A 25,845-nucleotide genomic window follows, 5' to 3' on the forward strand; every position below is an offset into this window, starting at 1 on the left:
CAATCATCACTTCCATGAACCACCTGCGCTTCCTCCTGCTCCTCTCACTTCCAGCGACGCTGCATGGCCAGCTGCTGCTGACTGAGATCCAATCCAATGGTCTGGACGACTTCTGGGAACTCACCAACACCGGTGACTCGAGTCTCGATTTGTCCAATTACAAGTGGGACGACGACAGCAGAACGCCTGCGTCCGGCGTCACCATTGCCTCCGGCACGATGATTGCCTCGGGCGAATCGATTGTCTTCACCGCCGCCGATCCCGCCGTCTTTCGCAGCCAGTGGGGCATCCCGGCGAGCGTGCAGATTATTCAGGGAGGTCCTGGACTTGGCAGTGGCGACGGCATCGCGCTCTTCGACGCGGAGGACAACGAGATCTTCTTCTTCACCTACGCCGCCGACGGCTTCACCCGCGCCGATGGGAGTGCCTCCACGGGCGGCCATGCCGGCCTCTCCGCCGGTGGCACGAGCGGTTCACAGTCCGCAGTCTGGATGGCCTCATCCGGGGCATCGTCGCCCCGCTACACCTTTGCCGACGGTCTCACTCATGGCACCTTCAGCGCCACGGCCTCCGCGTCGGACCTCGGTTCACCCGGCTACAGCGGCTTCGGCGTCGCGCCGCCCTCCATCACCCTTTCGCTCGAGGTCACACCGGCGACCGTCTCGGAAAGCGCAGGCAGTCCGATCAGCGGTGTGGTGAGCCGCACGGGCCCCAGCAGTGAGCCTCTCGAGGTCACCCTCAACTCAAGCGACACCACGGAAGCCAGCGTCGCCGCCACCGTGACGATCCCGGCCGGAGCTTCATCGGCGAACTTCGAGATTCACGGCGTTGATGATATCTTTCCTGACGGTGACCAGCTCGTTGACATCACCGCCAGCGCGGCGGATGCCACCTTCGCCAGCTTCGAGATCACGGTTCAGGATGATGGTGACATCTTCCCCCACCAGCTGCTGCTTACCGAAATCCAGTCGTCCCAGGACGGCAGTCCGGAGGATTTCTGGGAACTCACCAACATCGGCGAGAATCCTGCCGACATCTCCGGTTACTCCTGGAGCGACAGCGGCGGCGTTTATTCTGCCGCTCTCGACACCGTGCCGGCAGACACGGTGCTGGCGGCCGGTGAATCGATCATCTTCACCCAAGCGGATGCCGGAGAGTTCCGCAGCTTCTGGGGGCTCCCCCAAAGCGTGAAAGTCGCGACCACACCCAATGCGCCTGGCCTTGGAAAAAATGACGGCATCCGACTGTTCGAAGCCGGTGGCAATGAAGTCTTCTTCCTCAGCTACGCCGCCGATGGCTTCACCCGTGCCGATGGCACGGCCTCCAAGGGAGAACACGCAGGATTTTCCGCCAGCCCGGATGGCGCAGACGAAGACCTTGAGGAAATTCGCTCGATGGTCTGGGTGCCCACATCCGGGGGAACGAGCCCACGCTACACCACGGCCAATGGCTTTGACTACGGCACACGCTCGGTCACGGGCTTCGGGGATGTCGCCTCACCCGGCGTGACCATCGGTCAGCCGACCGTCAACATCGTCGCCAGCGCCTCGGTCGAGGAAGGCGACAGCGGAGACAGCACGCTTCAGCTCGAAGTGAGCCGCAGTGACAGCTCCACCGCATTCAGCGTCGACTACCACGTCAGCGGTGGAACCGCGACCGCGGGCGTCGACTTCTCGCTCGCCGCCGGCAATCTAACATTCCCCGCTGACGGAGCTGCCACCTTGCCGATAGAAATCACCATCCACGGCGATACCGATTCCGAATCGGATGAAACGGTTATCGTCACCCTCGACCGCGTGCTGAATAGCAGCGGAAGCACCATCATCGGTGCCTTCCAAAGCGTGGTCACGATCGTCAATGACGACGTCATCGCACCGACATTCGACACCGCACCAAGTGGCACCACCATTTCCGATGGCGGCGTTGCGACGCTCAGTGTTTCGGCCAGCGGCTTCCCCGCACCGACTTACCAGTGGTATGCCGGCGACAGCGGCGACACCTCTTCACCGATCGCTTCCGCCACCTCCTCCACCTTCATTACTCCCACGCTCAGCGAAACATCGAACTTCTGGGTGCGCGTCACCAATGCCGGCGGATCGCTGGACAGCGAGACGATGACCGTGAGAGTGGTGGATGGCATCGTAGCGGTGGATCTCTCGACCTATGTGCGCATCGGCCGCTACAGCTTGCCGGAGCCTACCCGCACCGCCCTGCCTCCTGGCACGCCAGCCCACAACCTGCTCTGCCAGGAAGCCTCCGGCGTCGCCTACAACTGGGACACCGACACCTTGTTCATTTCCTGTGACGGCGGACGTTCGATCACCCAGGTTTCAAAAACCGGCGAGCTGATTGACACCATGTCGCTCGCCCTCATGCCCGGCGCCCCCCAGGGCACAACCTTCTACGATCCGGAAGGCATCACTTACATCGGCAATGGTGAGTTCGTCTTCTCCGAAGAGCGCGACCGCCAGATCGTCAAGTTCACCTACGTGGCCGGCGGCACTTTGACTCGCGAAAACGCCCAGACCGTCGATCTCGGAACCTTTGATGACAACACCGGCACGGAAGGCCTGTCATTCGATCCACTCAGTTCCGGCTTCATCGTGCTCAAGGAGAAGAACCCGATTGGCGTGTTCCAGACCCTTGTCGACTTCGCCGCAGGCACCGCATCCAACGGTTCGCCTACCACCACCAATTCCACCAACCTTTTCGACACCACCCTGCTCGGAATGACCGACGTGGCGGATGTCTTCGCCCTTTCCAATCTCCCCTCGATGGCCGGCGAAGCCCAGCAGGCGAACCTGCTGGTGCTCGGTCAGGAAGACGCTCGCGTGGTCAACATCGACCGCGATGGCAACATTGCCAGCACCCTTCAGATCGTCGCGGATCCGGGAAGCAGCCTCAGTGCTGCCGACCAACAGCACGAGGGCATCACCATGGACGGTGCCGGCTTCATCTACATCGTCAATGAGAACGGCGGTGGAGGCATTGATTACCCTGAACTCTGGGTTTACGGCCCTTCATCCACGCCTAACACCGCACCCACCGCCATCGCGCTCGACAATGCCGTCGGAGCCTTGGAGGAAAATACCAGCACCGCGTCGCCGGTCAAACTCGCCGACATCAGTGTGACCGATGATGGCCTTGGCATAAACGAGCTTTCCCTCGGTGGCAGCGATGCGGAGTTCTTTGAGATCGATGGCACCACGCTTTTTCTCAAAGCCGGCACGGTTCTCGATTTCGAAAGCAAAACTTCCTACAGCATCAGCGTCAGTGTTGATGACAGCAGCTTGGGAGCGACACCGGACGCGACGGCGGAGTTCACCCTGACGGTGCTCGATCAGGAGGTCGAAACGCCACCCGCAGCGGTCATCGCCATCACCGAGCTCGCCCCATGGTCGAGTGGCAACAGCCCGCTGGGATCGGATTGGTTCGAACTCACCAACATCAGCTCGGAAACCATCGACATCAGTGGCTGGAGGGTCGACGACAGTTCGGCTTCGTTTGCCAGCTCCCATCCTCTGAATGGTGTCACAAGCATCGCTCCCGGTGAATCCGTGATCTTCATCGAATCGAGCGATCTTCCTGCCATCAGTGCCTCATTCCTCGACCTCTGGTTTGGCACCAGCCCCCCTGCAGGCCTTCAGATCGGCAGCTACAACGGCAGCGGAATCGGCCTCAGCACCGGCGGCGACGCGGTCAACCTTTACAACAGCGGCGGCACTCTTCAGGCCAGCGTTTCCTTCGGTGCTTCCGGTGGTGATTCTCCCTACAGGACCTTCGACAATACCCTTGCCCTCGATGGTGTGACGCTTTCCGAGCTCAGTGAGCATGGAATCCATGGAGCCTTCACCGCAGCCAACAGCGCCACGGAAATCGGCTCACCCGGATTTTCCGCGCCAGGCGTCCTGCGCATCACGGAAGTCGCCCCATGGAGCAGTGGCAATAGCCCGCTTGGTGCCGACTGGTTCGAAGTTACCAACATCGGAGCCCGCGCGGTGAACCTCATCGGCTGGAAGGTCGATGACGGTTCAGAATCGCCCGCCGCAGCCGTCCCGCTGAGCGGCATCGACTCCATTGCTCCCGGCGAGTCGGTGATCTTTGTCGAGTCGGCGGATCCAGTCGCCATCAAGGCTGCTTTCCTCGACTTGTGGTTCGGAGCGAATCCCCCGGCCAATCTCCAGGTCGGTGCCTACCAGGGCAGCGGGATTGGCCTCAGCACCGGTGGCGACGCCGTCAACCTCTACGATGCGAACCAGGTCCGAGTCGCCAATGTCGCCTTCGGCATCGCAGCATCCAGTGCTCCCTTCACAAGCTTTGACAACAGCGCCGCCGAACACCTGGTGACTCTCACCAGCGCCAGCGCGATTGGCATCAATGGAGGCTTTGCCGCGATCAATGACGATCAGGAAATCGGTTCACCCGGCACTGCCGAGAAAAAGGTCAGGATTCAGATTCTCCACGCCTCTGACCTCGAAGGTGGCGTCGACGCCATCGACAATGCTCCTGGATTCGCCGCCATCGTCGAGGCGCTCGAGAACGATTCCAGCTTCCACAGTGCTGGCTCCATCCTGCTCTCCGCCGGCGACAACTACATTCCCGGCCCCTTCTACAACGCCTCCGGGGACCAGGCCACGTTCCGTGACGCCGGTCTGTTCAATGAAATCTACAACACCCTCTTCGAGGTGAGCAGCTATGATGGTCTGCGCGAAGGTGAAGGCCGGGTCGACATCTCGATCATGAACATCCTCGGCTTCGACGCCTCGGCGATCGGCAACCACGAGTTCGACAACAGCTCTACGGGACTCGAGGTGGTGATCGAAGAAGACTTCCGCAGCCCCGACGGACCGGGATCCGACCGTTGGGTTGGAGCTCAGTTCCCCTATCTTTCGGCCAACCTCGACTTCACTGCCGACGCCTCGCTGGCCGACCTTTTCACCGCCTCGATTCTGCCTCACGACGCCTTCGCTTCCGGCCCCGCCGAAAGCGCCAGCGGCAACGGCAACATCCCGAAGATCGCCCCAGCTACGACGATCACCGTAGGTCAGGAGACCGTCGGGGTGATCGGTGCGACCACTCAGCTGCTCAACACGATCTCCTCTCCCTCAGGAACGGTTGGCACCGCCGGATCCACCAACGACATGCCCGCCCTCGCCGCCGTGCTCCAACCGGTCATCGACGACCTTCTCAACGGCGACGACGACATCATGGGCAACGCGGATGACGTTACCAAGATCGTCCTCGTCAGCCACCTCCAGCAGATCAGCCTCGAACAGGAACTCGCCCGCTTGCTTCGTGGGATCGATGTGATCATCGCCGGTGGCTCCGACACCTTGCTGGCCGATTCGAACGACCACCTCCGCGCCGGAGATACCGCCGCCGGCAGCTACCCCTTCCTCACCACCAACCTCGACGACGAACCGGTCGCCATCGTCAGCACCGACGGCGAATACAGCTATGTCGGCCGTCTGGTCATCGACTTCGATGAAGAAGGACGCCTGCTGGCTTCGTCCATCGACCCCCGCGTTTCCGGAGTCTTCGCTTCAGATGAAACCGGAGTGCTCGCGACGACCGGAGCATCGACACTAGAAGAAGCCATCAGTGCCAGCAGGAAGGCGAGCGAGGTGGAGAAACTCACCCGCGCTGTGACCGGAGTGATCATCGCCAAGGACGGCGATATCCGCGGCTACACCGATGTCTACCTCGAAGGTCGTCGCGGCCTGGTCCGCACCGAAGAAGTCACCATGGGCAACATCACGGCTGATGCCAACCTTGCCGCGACCCGCCTGCTGGATCCCAGCGTCGCCGTTTCCATCAAGAATGGCGGTGGCATTCGCGCCTCGATCGGTGACATCGACGGCTTCACCGGCGAGCTCCTGCCACCTCAGGGCAACCCGCTTGCCTCCAAGCCAGCCGGAGCGATCTCGCTGCTCGACATCGAGAACACCCTGCGTTTCAACAACCAGCTGACGATCCTCACGCTCAGCGCTTCGGGGCTCAAGGCGATCATCGAGCACGGTGTTTCCGCCAGTGGCCCGGGCAATACGCCCGGTCAGTTCCCGCAGGTCGGAGGGATGAGCTTCAGCTTCGACCCCGCGCTTGCCCCCGGTTCGCGAGTGCAAAGCATGGCGATTTTCAATGACGAGGGATCGCTCGTGGATGCCATCGTTCAGAATGGTGCCATCCTCGGGGATCCTGATCGGGAAATCCGCGTCGTGACCCTCAACTTCATGGCCAATCCGAGCGCACCGGGCTCCCCCACCGGCGGCGATGGCTACCCTTTCCCTAGTTTCGCGATCGGTGGTCCCAGCACCTACAACGACACCGGAATCGGCGAACAGACCGCGCTCTCCGATTTCCTCCTCGCAAAGCATGCCACTGCGGAATCCGCCTACGCCATGGCCGAGACTCCGAAAGAACAGGACGGGCGCATCCAGCAGCTCGATTCCCGTGCCGATGGCGTGCTCATGGTCTTCGCATCCTGGCTTGCCAGCAACGGCTACTCCGGAAGCTTCGGTGTCGATAGCGATGGCAACGGCGTCTTTGACGAAGTGGAATACTTCTTCAACCAGAACCCGAATGACCCGAATGATCTCGGCAATCTGCCACAGCTCTCGCAGGACAATGGAGACCTGCTACTGAGCTTCACCGTGCTGGCCGGCACCCTCGATGTGAGCGGCATGCTCGAGTGCTCGCACGACCTCCACAACTGGCTCGAAGCCACCCCGGGCATCGACTACGAAGTGGTCAGCGAGACGCTCGAAGACGGCGAACTGAAGATGGTGCTGCGCGTGATCCAGACCTCCATGGAAACGCCTGCGGGTCCCTTCACCTACCTCACCCCATTCACCGATCACGTCGACGGTGGAGCGCTTGGCGATCTCTCGATCACCAACCACGGTCTGGTCGGTGTCGGCCGGGTCTCGGGTAATCAGCTCGACGCCTTTGGTGAAACGATGGGCGCCGCCTCCGGACTCTTCGTCAGCGACTGGAGCTTTGATGGCGGTCAGTTCGCCGGCACCTTCCACGTTCTGCCCGATCGCGGTTTCAATGCCGATGTCAATGGTTCGGCCTACTTCTCAAACTACGCCGCACGTGTCCACGAGCTGCCCTTCACCTTCACTCCCTACTCCGCCAGCAGCCCGACGACTCAGGGGCAGATCCTGGCGAGCTACGGCGGCTCGACGAAGTTCACCTACCTCGATGGAGATACGGTGAAATTCACGACGGGGTTGAACCCGACGGGCACCAGCACGGTATTTGACCAAAGCGTCGGCACCATCACCGCCGCCAATGGCCCAGGGGGGGAGCAGACGGAGTTGCTGAGCTTTGACGCAGAAGCCATTCATCTCTTCGCCGATGGCTCCGGCTACGTCTCCGACGAATACGGCACCTACATTGCCCACTTTGATGCGTCCAAGACCATCACCGGCATCACCCAGCTTCCTGAAAGCGCCCAGCCCCACACGCCAGCCGGAACTCTGGACTTTGATTCCCTCGCAGCCCCGACCAATGGACGCCGCAACAATCAAGGACTTGAAGGCATGACAGTCACGCCCGATGGCCAACGCCTGATCGCGATGATGCAGAGCGCCCTCGTGCAGGACACCGGAGCTGGCCAGCAGGGTCGCTACCATACCCGCCTCTATGTTTACGACATCGCCGGCGACAATCGCGAAACTCCAGTGCTCATCGCCGAGCATGTGGTGCAGCTTCCGCGCTACGACTTCGATGGTGACGGCTCCGGCCTGGACCGCAGCTCCGCGCAGTCAGAAATCGTCGCGATCAGCTCTTCGCAGCTCCTGATGCTGCCTCGCGATGGCAATGGTCTCGGAACGTCGACAGGCAATCCGATCGTCATGAAAACCGTGGACCTCGTCGACTTCTCGGAAGCCACCAACATCCTCGGACTCTACGACGCGGAAGGCGATCAAGTCAGCCCCAACGCCGTGCTCGACTCAACCATCGTCCCGGCACGCAGCACGGTCGTCATCAACCTTCAGTCGAGTTCCGACCTTGCCAAGTTCGGACTCAACGTCGACACCACCGATCCGGATTCCAACACCCTCAACGAGAAGATGGAAGGCTTCGCGCTGGTGCCGGATCTCTCGACGGCGGAAAGCGGTGACTTCTTCCTCTTCGTGGCCAACGACAATGACTTCCAGTCTTCCGATGTCCGAATGGTCAACGCCGAAGGCACGCTCGACATGCTCGGCGACCAGACGGTGAACGGGATCGTCAACGACGCAATGTTCTACGCCTACCGCATCTCGATCACCTCGACTGCCCGGAAGTTCTTCCGTATGGATGTGACTGTGGACGAGTGAGCAGGCGCTACCGACCCCATGGCCTCCGCGAGCGATCGCGGAGGCCTTTTCCATTTTCGAACAACGGCATCCAATCTGCTGATGGCTCACGATACCTCGTGAGCACTGCCGCCAGTTCCGACCTCTCCGATTTCCTCGAGCTTCTCCAAAACCTCGTCCGCGAGCCATCGGTCGTCGGCACTGAGGACTCGTTTTTCCGGGTCCTCCGCCGCGAACTGGAAGAAATCGACATCCACGTTGAACGCCACCACGGCGTGCTCGTCGCGCGCGGCAGCGAACCGGAAAGCCTTGTTCTCTCCGCCCACATCGACCGCCACGGACTGCTCTGTACCGGCCCGAACGAATTCCAATACGCCGCCTTCATCGCCGGCAACCGAGGCGAACTCACCGGTGACTCGGTCTCCGAACAAATGATGGCGTCGATCGCCGATCGCTTCACCGGCCAGCGCGTCCAGGCTCACCTCCCCTACACCGGCACCTACCTCGGCCAGGGCGTGATCTCGAATGGTTACCACTGCGAAAAGCGCCACAACCTCATCTTCGAGATCGACGGCCTCGACTTCCTCCAACCCGGGGCTCCCGTTTCCTTCCTCGACCGCCTTCAGGTCACGGAAACCCACATCTCTGCCCAGCTCGACAATGTCCTCAGCGTCGCCCTCATCGTCCACCTTTTCCGCAATGGCTTCCAAGGCACTGCCCTTCTAACCGCTCAGGAGGAAGCCGGACGCAGCTGGCGCTACGCACTCTCCTGGTTTCAGCGAGAATCCATCACCACTCGCCGCCTGCTGGTCCTCGACACCAGCCCCTACCCCTCACCCGAAGCCGCCGCCGAGCAGCAGCTTGTCCTGCGGAAAAAGGACGCCACCGCCCCCTTTGATCCCGCCTTCACCGCCGAAATCACCCGGATCTGTGAGCGACTCGGCATTTCCTACAGCTACAAGGACGAGTGGCTCGAAGCCCGGCACATCGACCTCTCCAAACCCGTCCCACTCGGACGCACCGAGCTCGGCCGTCTCGTCGCCGCCACCGGTGGAGCCATCAGCGGCACCACCCTCCAGATCCCCACCACAGGCTACCACACCGCCAGCGAAACCGCCTCGCTCGACTCCGTCCGCGCCGCCCTTCGCCTCCTCGGCAGCTACATCCCATAGGGGAGCGTGGGCATCCTGCCCTCATTCTTCACTAACTTCCTCGAAGCCGCCTCAGCCCATCGCTCTAACCGGGGGCGAGAACCAACCATTTCATGACATTTCTTGTCCGCACCCCAGGCGGTCCGGCAGTATAGGGGTGGCAATGGAAAACTCGCGCACCGATCAGCAACTCCTCCGCGGCTACTTGAAGTCCGGCGACCAACGCGCATTCCGTCAACTCGCCGAGCGCTACTCCGGCTTGATCTACCATACCGCGCTGCGCGTCTCTAACAACCGGACGCTCGCCGAGGATGTTTCCCAACGAGTCCTCGCAGCTCTCGCCAAGAAAGCCGGCACCATCCTCCGCGACGGCATCCCGCTCTCCGCCTGGCTCCATCGCGCCACCATGCTCGAAGCCAAATCCCTCGGTCGCTCCGAGGCCCGCCATCATCGAAAAAAGGAGGCACTCATGCTCGAACCCACGGACCACTCTTCGCCGGAAAGCGATGCCTCCTGGCAGGAAGCCCTGCCCCATCTCGACGCCGCCATCAACACCTTGCCCGAGACCGACCGCCGCGTCGTCCTCCTCCACTACGTCGACGGCCTGACTTTCCCCGAAATCGCGCGCCGCCTCAACAAATCCGCCGCCGCTGTCCAAAAGCAATCCCGGCGCGCCCTCGAACGCCTCCAATCCCTTCTCGGCAAACGAGGAGTCACCCTCTCCGTCGGACTCCTCGCCCTCGGCATGACATCGGAAATGGCCAAGGCCGCGCCGCTCACGCTGATCACCAGCCTCGGCAGCGTCCAGACCTTCAGCACCACCACCCAAATCCTCGCCGTGAAAAAGACCACCATCGCCGCCGTCGGAGCCACAATTCTCCTTTGCGGCATTCCGCTGGCAAAACAGCAACTCTCAATCAACCGCCTCGAATCGCAACTCGGCGGCATTGGCTACGACACCCGGCAAGCCTCCCCTCGAGTTCGTCCGATCAATGAGGCTGGAGAGAAATCACAACTCGAAAGACTCGCGAAGGATCTCAGCAGCAATGACAGCAACGTCCGCCGCTACCTTGCTGCCGTGGATCACCTCGAAAGCCTCAGCGACGAGGAACTCATCCTACTGCCTCAGAACGCGCACTCGATCAACCTGAGCCTCGAGCTCCAACAAACGATCCTGCGCATGTCCATCCACACCTTGGGAGAAAGGAATCGTGAACTGGCTCTCGACGCCTTACTCCATCGGGTTCCAAAAGCGATGTTCGCGGGAAACTATGACTGCGACGGCGTTCTCACCAACCAGATCAGAAATTTCTCAGATAGCAATCCAAGTGCGGCCTACGCTTGGTTTGAGGAGAATCTTGAGGCCATTCGTCGACTGCCAAAGCATCCCAACATGAACGACGACACGCTCGAAAACCCCGTGCGCTTGTCACTCGCCTGGGGCTTCGTCTTCACCGCCCCAGACACCGCGGTGGAGATTCTCAGAACCGTGAATCTTGGAGCAATTCAAGGTTTCCTTGATCAACTCTGTCGTTCAAAGGCCCCTGATCTCCGCAAACAGCCTGAAGGTGTCCTGCAAATCGCGCGAGAATTCCTCCCTCCAGATCGAGCGCTCTCAGTCATCGGCAACGCGGCAGCTCCCTCCATTCTAACCGACGGCAAGGGCTTCACGGTCTACCGTGACTATGACAACTTTCTCGACCGCCAGGAACTCTCCGAGTCAGAGCGATACTTCGTTCTCACGAAAGCAGGTCTGTCGGCTATCCGCAGCTCCGGAGAACGAAGCGCGGAAGAAAAAATCCTGCACTACCGCCAGTGGCTTGAAAGCCGCGAAATCGAAAACCCTGATTATCTCGTCGGTGCCTCCATGGCTCTGAAGCTCAGTCGATACCGTTCCGGCAGCGAGATCATTTACCCCATCCTTCAGAACCGTAGGTCCATCGATTTTTCCGACGAAATACTCATCGGATTTCTGGAAAACATCGCTAGCGAAAGATCTGCCCAAATATCCGCACAACTCGAACTCCTGCCATCTGCCGCCGACGACCCCAAGCCGGTCCAGGATTTGGTCGATCAAATCACGAGCAAGCAATCCCGATGAGAACCATTCTTACCTGTCTCGCCATCGGTCTAATCGCCCTGATCATCGGACTAGCCCGTCAGTCCCGCGTCGCCGATCTCGAACGCCTGGTAGCCGCAAACGAGGCGGCACTGGCAGCAAAGCATGCAAAATCCTCGCCAGAATCCCGCAGCCTCATCAGGCCGGAGCGCCGCAAGAGCGCCGAGCGAAAATCGGCGTCCGAAGTCCTCCACTACTTCATCAATCGCGAGGATATCCCCACCCAGATCACAAGTGGCGCCTACGCCGCCATCGACAACAAGCCGGGCTTCGAGGAAGTGTTGAAACTCGACCTCGCCGGACAGCACGAATTCATCAAGCTCGTCGCCGAATCAGACAGCAAGGCGTTCGGTGGTGATCTCTACCGTTGTGAAGCCATCAACCTCTGCCTCTGCGCCATGGCGGATCGAAACCCCGAGCTGGCATTGGATTATCTGGTCGAGTCTGACTCCAAGATTGGCAAGTTCTACGGCGAGTGGATGGCCCCGAGTGCGATGGCCTCCTACTCCCTCCTCCGGATTTCTCAGGAAAACCCCCAACTGGCCGCAGCCAGGCTTGCCCAAATCGCAGACAACGACTGGCAGGTTCTCGAAGGGGGCGGGAACATTTCCGAAATCATCAATACCATCGCTGATAGCGACCTTGCGCTGGCCGCTGAAACCATCGGTAAACTGCCAGAGGCTCATCAAACCGAATCCTGGCGCACCCTCATCCAAAATGCGAAGACCAAGGATCACTCCACCCAAACCTTGAATGCCTTCCGCGCGAATCCGCCGTCAGACCCGGCCATTGCAAATGGATTGATCGGTCCTCTTTTCTTCAAACTAAAAGGCCCGGAAACCCCTTGGAATGAGTTTCAAGAGTCCTTGGCCGAGCTGAATCTGGACGAGACGGAAATCTCCCGCTACGCCCCAGCCATTTCTCAAACGAGGCAATTGGGCGAGGAGCCGGAAGTCGCCAATTGGCTACTCAACCATCTCCCCCCTTCGCAGGATCGCGAATTCCTCCTTTGGCAAACGACTCAAGGATTCTGGGAAGCCAAGGACCCAGCTGGGGTGGCCAAGTTTCTTCAAGAGCAGAAGATCGACCCTGAGGAAATGACCCAACTCAGGAATCAGCCGGACCGCCAGCTGATGCGCTACTGACCCGACCGTTCAGCCAGGAGCTCTTCTTTACCGCTTCCCCTTGCCTTTCGCGGATCCATACCCCCTGATCCGCCCGTCCATGTCCGCGCTCCTCTCCGCAAACGAAATCTGTCTCGCCTACGGTCTCCAAACCCTGCTCGACGGGGTCACGCTCGCCGTCAAAGCGGGCGAAAAAGTCGGACTCGTGGGCCGCAATGGCTGTGGCAAGACCTCGCTTTTCAAAATCCTCGCCGGGGCCAACCAAGCGGACTCCGGAGAAATTTCCCGTCGTCGCGAACTCCGCGTCGGCTACCTCCCTCAGGAATTCGAACTCGATCCTGATCTCACCGTCCACGAGAACATCGCCGCCGGGGCTTCCGACGTTGTCGAAGCGATCCACCGCTACGAGAGCGGCGACGGCTCGGACATCGAGCTCCACAACTGCTACGAACTCATCGAGCACGCCGACGGCTGGAACCTCGACGCCCGCATCACCTCGCTATCGAACGCCCTCGGCACCCCGCCCCTCGATGCCATCACCGGCCCGCTTTCCGGCGGAGAAAAGCGCCGCGTCGCCCTCTGTCGGTCGCTTGCTTCACAGCCGGACCTCCTTCTGTTGGACGAGCCAACCAACCATCTCGACGCCGAGTCGATCCGCTGGCTCGAGGCCTTTCTGGAAACTTACAGCGGTGCGGTGATCTTCGTGACCCACGACCGCTACTTCCTCGATGTCATTGCCACTCGGATCATCGAAATCGACAACGGCAAGGCTTACTCCCACCCGGGCAACTACACCGCCTTCCTCGAATCGAAAGCCATTCGCCAGCAGATCGCCTCGCAGACCGAGCGACGCCGCCAACGGTTCCTCCGCGAAGAACTCGAATGGGTCCGCGCCGGCGTCAAAGCCCGCACCACCAAGTCACGCACCCGCCTCGACAAGTTCTACGAAATCGAGGGCATGGAGGCGCCGCCGGAAGAGCGCGAACTCGACATCCTCATCCCGCCCCCGCCCGACCTCGGCAACACCGTCATCGAACTCGAAGACGTCGGCATGAACGTCGGCAGCGAAAGCTCGCCCCGCTGGCTGTTCAAGCACCTCGATCTTGTCATCCGCCCCGGCGAATGCACCGGCATCGTCGGACGAAATGGCGTCGGAAAAACCACCCTGCTCAAGATCTGCCTCGATAAGCTCGATCCCAGTGAAGGCAAGGCCGTCATCGGCAAACGGGTCAAGGTGAACTACATCGACCAGGGCCGCATGGTGCTCGATGGCTCCGGCTCGCTGTTAGATGAGGTTGCCGACGGAAACGAGAAGGTCCAGTTCGGTGACGAGTGGCTCGGTGCCCGCAACTACCTACGTCGCTTCCTTTTCTCCGACGACCGGATCAACGAACGCGTCGATCTTCTATCCGGAGGCGAACGCGCCCGTCTGATGCTCGCCAAGGTTCTCAAGACCGGCGGCAACCTGTTGGTCCTCGACGAACCGACCAACGACCTCGACCTCCCCAGTCTGCGGATGCTCGAGGAAGCCCTCGCCGCCTTCGGCGGCTCCGTGATCGTCGTTTCCCACGATCGTTATTTCCTCGACCGGATCTGTGATCGCATCATCGCCTTCGAGGACGACGGCGTCCATATCACCCCGGGCAACTACTCCTACTATCTCGAGAAACGCAAGCAGCGCGAGAACTCGCAGCGTATCCAAGCCGCTGCCGCCGCCAAGGAAGCTGCCGCTCGGAAAAAGGCCGCCCCGGCTCCAAGCGACAAGCCTCGGAAGCTCACCATGGCCGAGAAAAAGGAACTCGAAACCATCGAGGAGCGCATCCTTGAGACCGAGGAAAAGGCCGCCGCCCTCGAAGCCAAACTCAACGACCCGGAATTCCAGACCAATCACTTCGACGAAGTTCCCGCGCTCGTCGCCGAGTTGGAGACCGCCAAGGATGCCGTCACCGCAGTCTACGCCCGCTGGGAAGAACTAGAGGCTTTGAAGCCATAATTCCGATTCTTCCCATTCCTCCCATTTAACAGCCATGGGAAGAATGGGAATGATGGGAAGAATGACTCATTCCTTGCGCTTTCGCCGGTACTCCAGTCGGGCGCGGGTCATTCGCTCACTCAGACCGCCTTCCTGCACAAAATCCTTCTCCAATCGCTCCAGTTGCCGATCAATCAGGTAGTTCGTCTGGTGGATCAGACAGATCGCCATATTCGCGATGACTTCAGGAGGCCTCGTCTCAAAAATCTCCCGGATATCCTCAAACACCAACGGCTCCTTCCGACCGAGCTTTCTCACATACAAGGCCTCCCTGGAGTCCTTCTCCGAAATCTTCAGATCCCTCACCCGCAGATAATCCCGAAAGTCATCCAGCACCTCCTCCAGACTTGCCCGCGCCACACTTGTCAGCTTGATCTCCATCTTCTTCGACGCCGTTCCCGCCTTGCTCCCCTCCAAAATGTTCTTCTTCCCCGACCTGGCCGCCTGGATCATCTGATCCATCGTCCGGTCCCCCCGCTGCAAATACTTCTTCGCAAAACGAAAGGTCAGATCATACACCAACTCCGCCTTCTGGAACGACTTCAGCGTCTGGTAATCCCCTCGAGGAGGCACGATCCTCTCAAAATCATCATTCCCATTCCTCCCATCATTCTCAAGGCTCACCCCATCATCTGATCTGATCTCCACTCAAAAGTCCACTCCCCAACACGCCCGCCATGCCCACCGTCTCGATTAAGACCTTCTCCTTTCACCCCTCCATCTGGCCAAAGATGATCGGGCAGTACTCGCAGGATGCGAAAGCCGGCGATCTCGTCGAAGTCCTCGACAAGGAAGGCAACACCTTTGGCTGGGGTTTCTTCAATCCGAGCTCCAACATGCCACTGCGGGTGGTCAAACATGGCGAGGAGCCCATCGACGAAGACTTCTTTCTAACAGCCATCCGCAAGGCTGCCGACTTGCGCCGCGAGCTCTTTCACCTCGACCGCGATACCGACACCTACCGTTCGATCCACGGCGACGCCGACCAACTCCCCGGCCTGGTAGCCGATAAGTTCGGTGACCTCCTTTCTCTGGAAATCACCACCCTCGCCGCGTGGCGACGCCTCGACACCTGGATCCCCGCCCTCCACGAAGCCTTCGGCACCACGCGCGCTCATGTCCGCGTCGATCCCGCGCTCTCGCGAGTCGAGCGGATTCCCACCGACCCGCACCCGCTCTCCACTGAGTCCTTGCGAAAAATCAAGGTCCGGGAGCACGGCATCACCTTCGAAATCGATTTCGCCGAAGGCCACAAGACCGGCTTCTTCTGCGACCAGCGCGACAACCGCCGCCGCTTCGCCTCACTCGTCGAAGGCAAAAGCGTCCTTGACCTCTGCTGCTACTCCGGTGCTTTCAGCGTCTATGCTGCGAAAGCCGGCGCTGAAGAAATCACCGCCGTCGACCTCGATGAAAAGGCCATCGCCATGGCCAAGCGCAACGCCAACATCAACGACGCCAAAATCAAGTTCACCCACGCCGATGCCTTCAGCTGGGCACGCACGATGGTGGAAAACGGTCGGAAATGGGACGTCGTCCTCGCCGACCCGCCGAAATTCGTCACCGGCCGCGACGACGAAAAAGGCCGCGGTAAGTACAACGACCTCAACCGTCTCGCCGCGCAATTGGTCGATCCCGGCGGGCTCTTCGTCACCTGCTCCTGCTCCGGGCTCGTCAACGAGTTCGAGTTTGAAAAGCTCGTCACCACCGCGGTCCACAAGGAGCAGAAGCGCCTCCAGATCTTCGACCGCACCGGCGCCGGCCCCGACCACCCGACGCTCTCGAACTACCCCGAGTCCCGCTATCTCAAGGTCATCTGGTCACGCATGCTCTAGCTGCCGCCTTGGCTCCCATTGGAGCCCCATCAGAGAATTTGCCATCCGTCGATTTCCTGGTAGCGCCATCGAAGACCCGCGCTAACTATCGTGCTGTGTGCAGTAATAGTGGAAAACGTGTGGTGATCGTCGGAGCCGGTCCCGGGGGCCTGACCGCAGGGATGATTCTCTCCAAGCGGGGTTTCGATGTCACCATCGTCGAAAAGCAAAACCGCGTCGGAGGCCGCAACGCCGAACTGCGTGTCGGAGACTACGTCTTCGACACGGGCCCGACGTTTCTGCATCAGAAGTTCACCCTGGATGAGGTCTTTCAGGAAGCCGGACGGCGCGCCGAGGATTATCTCGATTTCGTCAAGCTCGATCCAATGACCCGCCTGACCTGGGGCGATCTTTCGATGGAGACCAGTTCCAAGCTGGATAAAATGGTCTCCAACATCGAGTCAGCATTTCCCGGGAGTAGCGATGGCTACCGTCGCTTCATGAAGGATCATGCCGAGAAACTAAGAGCGATTTTCCCCTGCCTCCAGCGTCCCTATCACCAACTCGGCTCGTACTTGCACACCAGCCTTATCAAAGCCGTGCCTTATGTCGCCACCGCCAAGTCGGTGGTTGATGTGCTGGAAGACTACTTTCCGGACGATCGACTAAAGTTGGCCTTCACCTTTCAAGCCAAGTATCTCGGCATGTCGCCGTGGAATTGTCCGGCACTGTTCAGCATCCTATCCTATATCGAATACCAGTATGGGATCTATCATGTGCAAGGAGGGCTCTCAAAAATCTCCGACGCCATGGCCGATGTTTTCAAGGAACATGGAGGATCCCTGCGACTCGGTGCCAGCGTGAAGGAACTTCGCTTCGACGGAGCTCGAGTGACCGCCGTCGAGCTTGAGGGTGGTGAGGTGCTGCAATGCGACGACGCCATCATCAATGCCGACTACGCCAAAGCCATGTGCAGCCTGATGAATGGAAGGTCGCTGCCAGCGGAGAAGCTCGCGAAGAAAAAGTACTCGTGCTCCACATTCATGCTCTATCTCGGTCTCGATAAAATCTACGAGGACGAACCCCACCACCATATCATTTTCGCCGACGACTATCGCGCGAATGTCGCGGACATTCAGGGAGAAAGCCAGGTTTCCGAAGACATGTCGATTTATGTCAGGAACTCCTGCGTCACCGATCCCCACGTTGCGCCGGCGGGCAAATCCGGGCTCTACATTCTGGTTCCGACCATCAATTGCCGGCATGGTTTCAACTGGGCTGATTACCGGCAGGCATACCGGGACAAGGTGCTTGCTCGCATCGAGCAACGCACCGGGATGAAGGATTTGCGTGAGCACATCGTCGAAGAACGCATCATCACTCCCGAAGGTTGGCGTGATGATCTGGACGTCTTCATGGGAGCGACCTTCAACCTCGCCCACTCGCTTGATCAAATGCTCTACCTCCGGCCACACAACCGGATGAAGGGATATGACAACCTGTATCTGGTCGGAGGCGGAACCCACCCTGGCAGCGGCCTGCCAACGATCTACGAGAGTGGTCGTATATCCTCGAATTTGCTCTGCGAGCGCTACGGACTCGATCACGGTCGCGTGGATCTCACCAGCTCGTTTCTCTAACACCCAGGCTTCAGCCGATCCACCGCCGAAGGCGTTCGAGGGTCTTCCCGTAGGGCTGCTGAAGTGCGAAGAGATCAGGAACAAAGTACCGCTTGGTCACCGCACGCTCATAGGTGAAGGTATCAAAACCGCTCTTCCCCCGATATCGTCCGAATCCACTGCCCCCCACGCCACCGAAGGGCAGGTTCAGGTTCGTCGCTTGCTTCATCACATCATTGACCCCCAGCGAGCCCGATCGAACCCGTTGGCTCAACATGCTGATGAATTCCTGATTCTTAGAAAAGACGTAGAGCGCCAGGGGCGATGGCCTTGCGGCGAGATGCTCGACGCACTCGTACTCGCTGGCATAAGTGACGATAGGCAGAAACGGGCCGAAAATTTCCTCCCTCATGCACGGGTCCTCCCAATCGACCACTGCCCAGCGGGGTGCAAGCCGCAGGGGATGGGGGCCGTCATTTCCCATCTGGCAAGCACCTTCCGGAACCAGCGATAGCACCCGCTCGCGCTGCTCCTCATGCACACAGCGGGCCATCTCAGCGCCCTCTGCAGCGTAGGTTCTCTCCAGTGCCAGGCGGAAACTCCTCATGAACTCCTCCACTTTTTTCTCAGGCACCAATGCGAAATCCGGAGCCATGCAGGTCTGACCGGCGTTGAAGAATTTTCCAAAGACGATCCGCTCCACAGCGATGTCGATATCGGCACTTTCGTGAATCACCACGGGACACTTTCCGCCGAGCTCCAGCACGCACGGGACCATCCGCTTAGCCGCTGCTTGAGCGACCAATCGGCCGACCTTTTCTCCTCCGGTAAAGAAGAAGCCGTCAAAATCCTGCTTCAGCAAACACTCACCGACCGCCGCATTGCCCTTGATGACTTTCACCAATCTGGGATCGACCGCGTCACCAATCAACTCGCCCATCACCGATGCGGTCGCAAGGGCCGCTTCGGATGGCTTGATCACCACCCGGTTGCCCGCCGCAACTGCTGCGATCGCCGGGCTCACCGCGAGCTGAAACGGATAGTTCCACGGCGCCATGACCAGCACCGTGCCAAAAGGCTCACGTCGGACCTCGCTTTTCGCCGGGAAGAAATAGAACGGACTACCGACCCGGCGGGGCTTCGTCCAGCGCCTGAGCTTTTTGATGATCAGCTTGAGCTCCATTTTGACGAAAAGCACCTCGGACAGCCACGCCTCCATCGGCGGTTTGCCGAGATCAGCCTTCAAAGCATCGAGAATCCGATCCTCCCGCTCCTCGATCAGATTCAAAATCCTCCTCAAGCTCGCAAGCCTCTCCTCAAGATCGGGCGCGCGGCTTTCCGATCTCATCGCCGCGACAAGTTGATTCACCGATTCTTCGGAAAAAGCGTCATCGGACTGATCTCCCCGGTTGCAAACTTCAGACACGCGCTAACTCTTGCACATGACGGCGACTTCGCATCTCCGAAACCCAGAATTGTCATGAGCAGCAGAAAGGAAAAAGTGATCGTCATCGGCAGTGGCCTCGGCGGACTTTCCGCCGCCATCTCGCTACGAGCCGAAGGTTTCGACGTCGAGATTCTCGAAAAGAATGCGCAGATCGGAGGCAAACTCAATGTTCGCGAGATCGAGGGCTTCACCTTCGATCTCGGCCCGTCGATTTTCACCCTGCCATCGATTTTCGAAGACCTCTTCAAGCGTGCCGGAAAGAGGATGGAAGACTACCTTCAACTCCAGGCAGTCAGCCCTCATTGGAGAAATGTTTTTGAAGATGGCCGGGTGATCGACCTCTATCAGGATGACCAGCTCATGAAGGCCGAGTTGTCGAAACTCGACGGCAATCCTGAAGATCATTGGCAAGATCTCCAGGGCTTCCTCCGATATGGGCGGGGCCAGTATCAGATGGTGGAGAGCGGTTACTTTGCCAAGGGCCTCGACACGACTTGGGAAATGATCCGCCACTATGGACTTTTCGGGCTCAGCCGGGGAATGGATTGGCAGCACTCCATGTCGGAATCCGTCGCCAGACATTTTCGTAGCGACCACCTGAGGCGAATCTTCGAATACTTCATCAAATACGTGGGATCATCAGCCCACGACGCCCCGGGATACATGAACATGATGTCCTTGATCCAGTTCGATCACGGTCTCTGGTATGTGAAGGACGGCATGTATAATCTGGCACGCGGACTTCACCGGCTACTTGATGATCTGGACATCCCGGTTCGTCTCAACACTCAGGTCAAGTCGATCACCAGAAATGGCAGATGCGTGACCGGCGTCGAACTTCCAGACGGGAACCAGATGAAATCGGATTTCGTGGTGTGCAACATGGAAGTCATTCCCGCCTACAAACAACTCCTCAAGGAATCCCCCCGCTTCCTTCGGAAACTTAGGCGCTTCAAGCCGGCATGCTCCGGACTGGTCATGCATCTCGGTACCAACCGCGTTTATCCGCAGCTTGCCCACCACAACTTCTTCTACTCCAAAAACCAATCCCAGCATTTCGACACCGTCTTCAGGAAAGGCCAGCTCCCGAATGATCCGACCATCTACCTTGTCGCTCCCACCCGAACGGATCCGAGCAAGGCACCGGAAGGATGCGACAACATCAAGATCCTCCCCCACATCCCACCGGTCGATCCTGAGAACCCACTGACGCCGGCAGACTACGAGGCTTTCGGCGACCGCGTTCTAACAAAACTTGAGGACATGGGACTCACCGACCTTCGCAAGCATATCATCGTGCAGGACACTTTGACGCCACTCGATATCGAGAGCATGTATCTTTCCAACGGGGGCTCGATTTATGGTGTCGTCAGTGATTGGAAACTCAATCGCGCCTTCAAGGCGCCCAAGCAAAGCAAGAAATACAGGAATCTCTTCTTCACGGGCGGCAGTGTTAATCCCGGCGGCGGCATGCCGATGGCCGTGTTGTGCGGTCAGAAAGTTTGCGACCGTCTCGTTGCCCAAGCCGGACCACCACCTTGAACACCACCTTCATCGTCCTCTCCGTCCTTGGCTGTGGCATCGCGTCCGTCGCGATGCTTCTTCTCTTCATGCGTCTTCGCAAACTTCCCACCAGAACCTCCAACAAGTCGCAAGTCTCGATCATCATTCCCGCACGCAACGAAGAGAAGAACCTCGCGAAGCTTCTTCCGACCCTCAAAGCCCAATCGTTCGATCCCCTTGAACTCATCGTCGTCGACGATCAATCCGACGATGCGACAGCAGCCATCGCCGAGGCCCACGGCTGTCGGGTGTTCCGCAGTGGCGAGCTGCCTCCGGGATGGAAAGGAAAGCCTTGGGCCTGCCAACAAGGAGCGGACGCCGCGCGAGGCGAGCAACTCCTTTTTCTGGATGCCGATCTTGAACTTGATCCCGGGACGCTGGCGCGCATCAGCGCCCATGCAGAAACGTTCCCTGACGTGGTGATTTCAGTCTGCCCCTGGCACCGGACTGAGAAGTTCTACGAACAACTCTCCGTTTTCTTCAATCTCCTGATGGTGGGAGGAATCGGTGCCTTCACCCTGAGGGGGAGCCGCGCCACGGGCATCGGACTGTTTGGTCAGATGATGTGGATTCCAAAATCCATCTACCACATGGTTGGAGGCCACGCATCTGTTAGAGGAGCGGTCCTCGAGAACCTCCACCTTGCCGGATTACTCGAAAAGGCCGAAGTCCCTCGCCACTGTTTCATTGGAAAGGGCAGTCTCAGGATGCGCATGTTTCCGGAAGGAATCGGTCAACTCTGCGCAAGTTGGAGCAAAGGATTCAGCTCCGGAGCCGATCGCACCCCCGTCTTCGCCATGACGCTCGCAGCGGCGTGGATCAGTGGCTTGATGCTCACCAGCATCACGCTTCTGGCCCTCCCCTTCGCCGCCGATAGCGCGCGCCTCTTCATCCTGGGAAGCTACCTCTGGGTCGCGGTCGCGCTCGCCATTCTATTTCGAAAGCTTGGCAGTTTCACGTTCTGGAACGCATTGCTTTTCCCCGTCTCCCTGTTCTTCTACCAAGGGCTCTTCGCCCTTTCGCTGATTCGCAAGCGAGGTGGCAACCCGGTCCAATGGAAAGGACGCCATGTGGCTTAACCTTCCAGACCCCTGGGTTCTCCTGATCAACATCATCGGTATTCCGATGATCCATCTCGCATCCTCATGGGCCTTTACGAAGATGCCGATATCGCTTTTCAAGGCCGACCAACCTGCTTTCCGTAAACTGCCCGGAGAGACTTCCACCATCTACAAACGATCCTTTTTCATCGGCCGGTGGAAGCACTATCTTCCGGATGCCGCCCCATGGTTCGGAGGATTTGGAAAACGGAAGCTCCAGAGCCAGGATCTGGATTTCCTGAGACGTTTCGAAGCCGAAACCTGTCGCAGCGAAGTCGCTCACTGGGCTCAGTTACTCGCCGTTCTTTCATTCACTCTCTGGACCCCATGGCCATGGGCTCTCATCATTTGGATCTACGCCCTTGCCTCCAACGCCCCTTGCATCCTCCTTCAACGTCACAACCGTCTGCGGCTCACCCGCCTAATCCGCCGCCACACGACATCGGGTTAAGATCCAGGATGATTCTCTAAATCGCCTCTATCTGAATCAGCTCGAGCGCTACCGCGTTCGACTCATCCGACTTTGTCACATCGACTTCAAAAATGGCGCTCCAGTCGTTCAGTTCCTCGCTATCAACCAGCACCTGTTCGACCCTCAAGTTCCGGCTTCCTTCGATCGCCTCGCAGCGGTAGTGCTTCTTGCTGCGGGCCTCGGGATCCAGCCGGATGAATCCATGCTCGATCGAATGGGATTCCATCGCCGCACGCAGTTCGTCCAAAGTCATCTCTCCTTCGACGAGGGCCAGCGCTTCGGTGAGATTGCCTCGTGAGAGCTCTTTCACGAAGTCGAACACCGCATGCCGCACCGCGCGCTCGAACTCGGCTTTTCGCCGGGAAAACGGAACCGCCTTCTTCGGCTCATTCGGCTTCTCATCCGCAACGAAATCCGGATTTTTCAGCTTTTCCCATTCGTCGATCAAACTTGAATCCACCCCGCGCAGCAGATCTCCAAAGAAGGCTTCCGCCTCCTCCAGATCCTCGGTTTTCGCCGAAGGAGGCACCGTCTGATTCAACACCTTATAGACTTCGGACAGGTGGCGCAGCAGCACCGCCTCACTGCGCTCCAAACCATAGCTTTTCACATAATCCTCAAACGACTGCCAGTTTTCAAACATCTCCCGGGCAATCGACTTCGGCCGCACCGATGCCTCCTTCGCCCAGGGCTTATCGAGCACGAATTCGTTGTAGCTCGCGTAGATGAACTCCTTCCCCGGCTTCGGGTGCTCGACCTCATCGAGTTGTTCCATCCGGTCGTCGTACTCCACGCCCTGGTCCTTCAGCTTCGCCACCAGTTCCGACTTCAACTTGTCGACCTGCTTGCGAAGCACCGCCGCCGGATCCTCCAAAATCGCCTCAACCAGAGATATCACATTCACCACGTAGTCCGGCGACTCCCGATCAAGCTGCGGAATCGCATCGATCAAATAAAGTCCGAGCGCCTGGTTCATCGTGAAGTCATCCTGAAGTTCCACATTCAGCACCACCTTCGCCGGTCCGCAGCGCTGATCCTTTGGCAAAATGCTCAGCACTTTTCCCTGCACCAAGCCTTTGAACAAGGCGAAGGCCCGTCGACGCAGTTCCGCCTTCTTCACCGGGGTCTCATGACTGCTGGAAATGATCCGCCGCAGCTCCGCACAGCCATCCACATCGGTGCGGCTCAGGACATTGAGCAGCATCCCGTGGCGCATCGTGAAACTCGAAACCAGCTTCTCCGAAGGAGAGTCGATCAACTTCCGATAGGTATTCTCATCCCAGTTGACGAAGCCTTTCTCCGGCGGCTTCTTCTTCATGGCCTTGCTCTTCTTTCCCTTCGCCGCCGCCTTTGCCTCGGCCTTGAGGTTCTCGATCACATGCTCGGGAGCCTGCGCGACCACGTAGCCGACGTTGTCAAATCCCCGCCGCCCGGCGCGTCCGCAGATCTGCTTGAAATCCCGCACCGCCAGAATCTTGGTGCTCTGTCCGCCATACTTGAAGAGCTGGGTCAGCATCACCGTGCGGATCGGCACGTTCACCCCGACCCCGAGCGTATCCGTTCCGCAGATGACCTTCAGCAAACCCCGCTGCGCCAGTTTCTCCACCAGCACCCGGTACTTCGGCAGCATTCCCGCGTGGTGAATCCCCAGACCATGCCGCAGCAGCTTCTTGATTTCCTTGCCATACGGACTCCTGAAATCCGCCTTCTCCAACACCTCCGCAATCCCCGCTTTTTCCTCCTTCGAACAGAAGTTCTGACTCATCAGGTTCTGCGCCGTCCGGGCGCAGGCAAGCTGCGTGAAGTGAACCAGATAGATCGGTGCCCGATCCTGCTCCACCAGCTCCGCGACCTTCTCCTCCAGAGCCGTCGTGCTGTATTCAAATTCCAAGGGAACCGGGCGGTCCTCCGACTTCACCAACGCGGTCTCCGCGCCTGTTAGATCGCTCAGTTCCTTCTCGAAAAACTTCGTTTCTCCCAAGGTCGCCGACATCAGCAGGAACCTCGCCTGCGGCAAAGTCAGCAGAGGCACCTGCCAGGCCACGCCACGCTCGTGGTCCGAGTAGTAGTGAAATTCATCAATGATCACATCATCCACCTCCGCGGCAGCGCCCTCGCGCAGCGCCATGTTCGAAAGAATCTCCGCCGTGCAGCAGATCACCGGAGCTCCCGGGTTGACCGTCGCGTCCCCCGTGATCATCCCGACCTGCTCGGGGCCGAAGGTTTTGCACAGCGACAGGAATTTCTCATTCGCCAGCGCCTTCACCGGCACGGTGTAGTAGGAGCGACGCTTCTGGCAGATTGCCCGGAAATGCAGGGCCAGCGCGACCAGCGATTTCCCCGAACCGGTTGGCGTGTTGAGGATCACGTTTTTCCCCTCGAACAGCTCGAGAATCGCCTCTTCCTGATGACCATACGGCTCGATCCCGCTCTCTATCAGGTATTCGAGGAAGGCATCGAGGATGGAGGAACTCGAGGAGGGATCGGAAACTTTCGTGGGGTCGAGGACGGGCATACAGCAGCCCCGACCCTGACGGCCCGCCTACGAATTGCAACCCCTCCAAGGAGCGGTGATTCGCCATCCCCTGGCCACCTCGGCGCCTCACTCGCGACGATTGACCACTACCCCCACCGAGTGGCTCGCCCGCAACTCGGCCAGCCAGAAGGGCGGCGCTCCCACGAGGTCGCAATTCCTCTTGTCGTCGCCTCGAAATCCCGCCATGGACAACGCCATGGAATTCCAAAACGTCACTGCCCTTGCCGAGGCCAACATCTATTTCGAAGGCAACGTCATCTCGCACACCATCCTTTTGCCCGATGGCTCACGCAAAACCCTCGGCGTGATCCTTCCCGGTCAGTATTACTTCGGCACCGAAGCTCCCGAGCTGATGGAAATCGTCGGAGGTCACTGCGAGGTCGTCATCGATGACTCCAACAGCACCGACTCCTACGACGCCGGCACCTCCTTCAAAGTGCCCGGCGACTCCGGTTTTACCATCACCGTATCCGACAGTCCCTGTCACTACGTCTGCTCATTCCTCTGAGCATGAAAAAATAAGGAGGCGGCGGCTCGGACCCACTCAGGTCTCCGCCACCGCCCC

Annotated in this window: 14 protein-coding genes; 11 read left to right on the forward strand and 3 right to left on the reverse strand. The window is 59.3% G+C overall.

Annotated features, from left to right (window positions below):
• The first annotated feature begins 14 nt into the window (after positions 1 to 14).
• From ACFQY0_RS06780 to ACFQY0_RS06800, 5 genes are all read left to right on the forward strand, one after another.
• The gene (locus ACFQY0_RS06780) at positions 15 to 8,327 is read left to right on the forward strand and encodes a lamin tail domain-containing protein (protein WP_379710653.1); all 8,313 of its coding nucleotides are present in this window, start codon (positions 15 to 17) and stop codon (positions 8,325 to 8,327) included.
• 98 nt (positions 8,328 to 8,425) lie between these two features.
• Entirely contained in the window at positions 8,426 to 9,478 is a 1,053-nt protein-coding gene (locus tag ACFQY0_RS06785; RefSeq protein WP_379710655.1) for a peptidase M42, read from the forward strand.
• 142 nt (positions 9,479 to 9,620) lie between these two features.
• Positions 9,621 to 11,558, forward strand: coding sequence for an RNA polymerase sigma factor (locus tag ACFQY0_RS06790; RefSeq protein WP_379710657.1), 1,938 nt, complete (start codon positions 9,621 to 9,623; stop codon positions 11,556 to 11,558).
• Positions 11,555 to 12,721: a hypothetical protein gene (locus ACFQY0_RS06795; protein WP_379710659.1), complete on the forward strand. Its 1,167-nt coding sequence runs from the start codon at positions 11,555 to 11,557 to the stop codon at positions 12,719 to 12,721. Before ACFQY0_RS06790 ends, ACFQY0_RS06795 begins: the two co-directional genes overlap by 4 nt.
• 79 nt (positions 12,722 to 12,800) lie before the next feature.
• Positions 12,801 to 14,693, forward strand: coding sequence for an ABC-F family ATP-binding cassette domain-containing protein (locus tag ACFQY0_RS06800; RefSeq protein WP_379710660.1), 1,893 nt, complete (start codon positions 12,801 to 12,803; stop codon positions 14,691 to 14,693).
• Positions 14,694 to 14,759: 66 nt separating this feature from the next.
• Here the strand turns inward: ACFQY0_RS06800 and ACFQY0_RS06805 are convergent, their stop codons facing one another.
• Positions 14,760 to 15,305: a four helix bundle suffix domain-containing protein gene (locus ACFQY0_RS06805; protein WP_379710662.1), complete on the reverse strand. Its 546-nt coding sequence runs from the start codon at positions 15,303 to 15,305 to the stop codon at positions 14,760 to 14,762.
• 104 nt (positions 15,306 to 15,409) lie between these two features.
• On the opposite strand from ACFQY0_RS06805, the gene ACFQY0_RS06810 reads away from it, so the two are divergent.
• On the forward strand, positions 15,410 to 16,564 hold the full coding sequence (locus ACFQY0_RS06810) for a class I SAM-dependent rRNA methyltransferase (protein WP_379710664.1): 1,155 nt from the start codon (positions 15,410 to 15,412) through the stop codon (positions 16,562 to 16,564).
• A gap of 8 nt (positions 16,565 to 16,572) precedes the next feature.
• Entirely contained in the window at positions 16,573 to 18,183 is a 1,611-nt protein-coding gene (locus ACFQY0_RS06815) for a phytoene desaturase family protein (protein WP_379710666.1), read from the forward strand.
• Between the two features lie 10 nt (positions 18,184 to 18,193).
• Here the strand turns inward: ACFQY0_RS06815 and ACFQY0_RS06820 are convergent, their stop codons facing one another.
• On the reverse strand, positions 18,194 to 19,588 hold the full coding sequence (locus ACFQY0_RS06820) for an aldehyde dehydrogenase family protein (protein WP_379710668.1): 1,395 nt from the start codon (positions 19,586 to 19,588) through the stop codon (positions 18,194 to 18,196).
• A gap of 54 nt (positions 19,589 to 19,642) precedes the next feature.
• Between ACFQY0_RS06820 and ACFQY0_RS06825 the strand changes: the two genes are divergently transcribed.
• Genes ACFQY0_RS06825 through ACFQY0_RS06835 form a run of 3 tightly spaced genes read left to right on the forward strand, consistent with a single transcriptional unit; the run spans position 19,643 to position 22,723 of the window.
• Positions 19,643 to 21,151, forward strand: coding sequence for a phytoene desaturase family protein (locus ACFQY0_RS06825; protein ID WP_379710670.1), 1,509 nt, complete (start codon positions 19,643 to 19,645; stop codon positions 21,149 to 21,151).
• A complete protein-coding gene (locus ACFQY0_RS06830) occupies positions 21,148 to 22,251 on the forward strand; it encodes a glycosyltransferase family 2 protein (protein ID WP_379710672.1) in 1,104 nt (367 codons plus the stop codon). The genes ACFQY0_RS06825 and ACFQY0_RS06830 overlap by 4 nt, the downstream gene beginning before the upstream one ends.
• Positions 22,241 to 22,723, forward strand: a complete 483-nt coding sequence (locus ACFQY0_RS06835) for a glycosyl-4,4'-diaponeurosporenoate acyltransferase CrtO family protein (protein ID WP_379710674.1) — start codon at positions 22,241 to 22,243, stop codon at positions 22,721 to 22,723. The genes ACFQY0_RS06830 and ACFQY0_RS06835 overlap by 11 nt, the downstream gene beginning before the upstream one ends.
• Before the next feature lie 16 nt (positions 22,724 to 22,739).
• Here ACFQY0_RS06835 and ACFQY0_RS06840 read toward each other — a convergent pair whose 3' ends face one another.
• Positions 22,740 to 25,259: a DEAD/DEAH box helicase gene (locus tag ACFQY0_RS06840; RefSeq protein WP_379710676.1), complete on the reverse strand. Its 2,520-nt coding sequence runs from the start codon at positions 25,257 to 25,259 to the stop codon at positions 22,740 to 22,742.
• Between the two features lie 205 nt (positions 25,260 to 25,464).
• Here ACFQY0_RS06840 and ppnP point away from each other — a divergent pair, with 205 nt between their 5' ends.
• A complete protein-coding gene (gene ppnP / locus ACFQY0_RS06845) occupies positions 25,465 to 25,788 on the forward strand; it encodes a pyrimidine/purine nucleoside phosphorylase (RefSeq protein WP_379710678.1) in 324 nt (107 codons plus the stop codon).
• The last annotated feature ends 57 nt before the right edge of the window (positions 25,789 to 25,845 follow it).

This window comes from Haloferula chungangensis, assembly GCF_042664875.1.
GTDB classification, from domain to species: domain Bacteria; phylum Verrucomicrobiota; class Verrucomicrobiia; order Verrucomicrobiales; family Akkermansiaceae; genus Haloferula; species Haloferula chungangensis.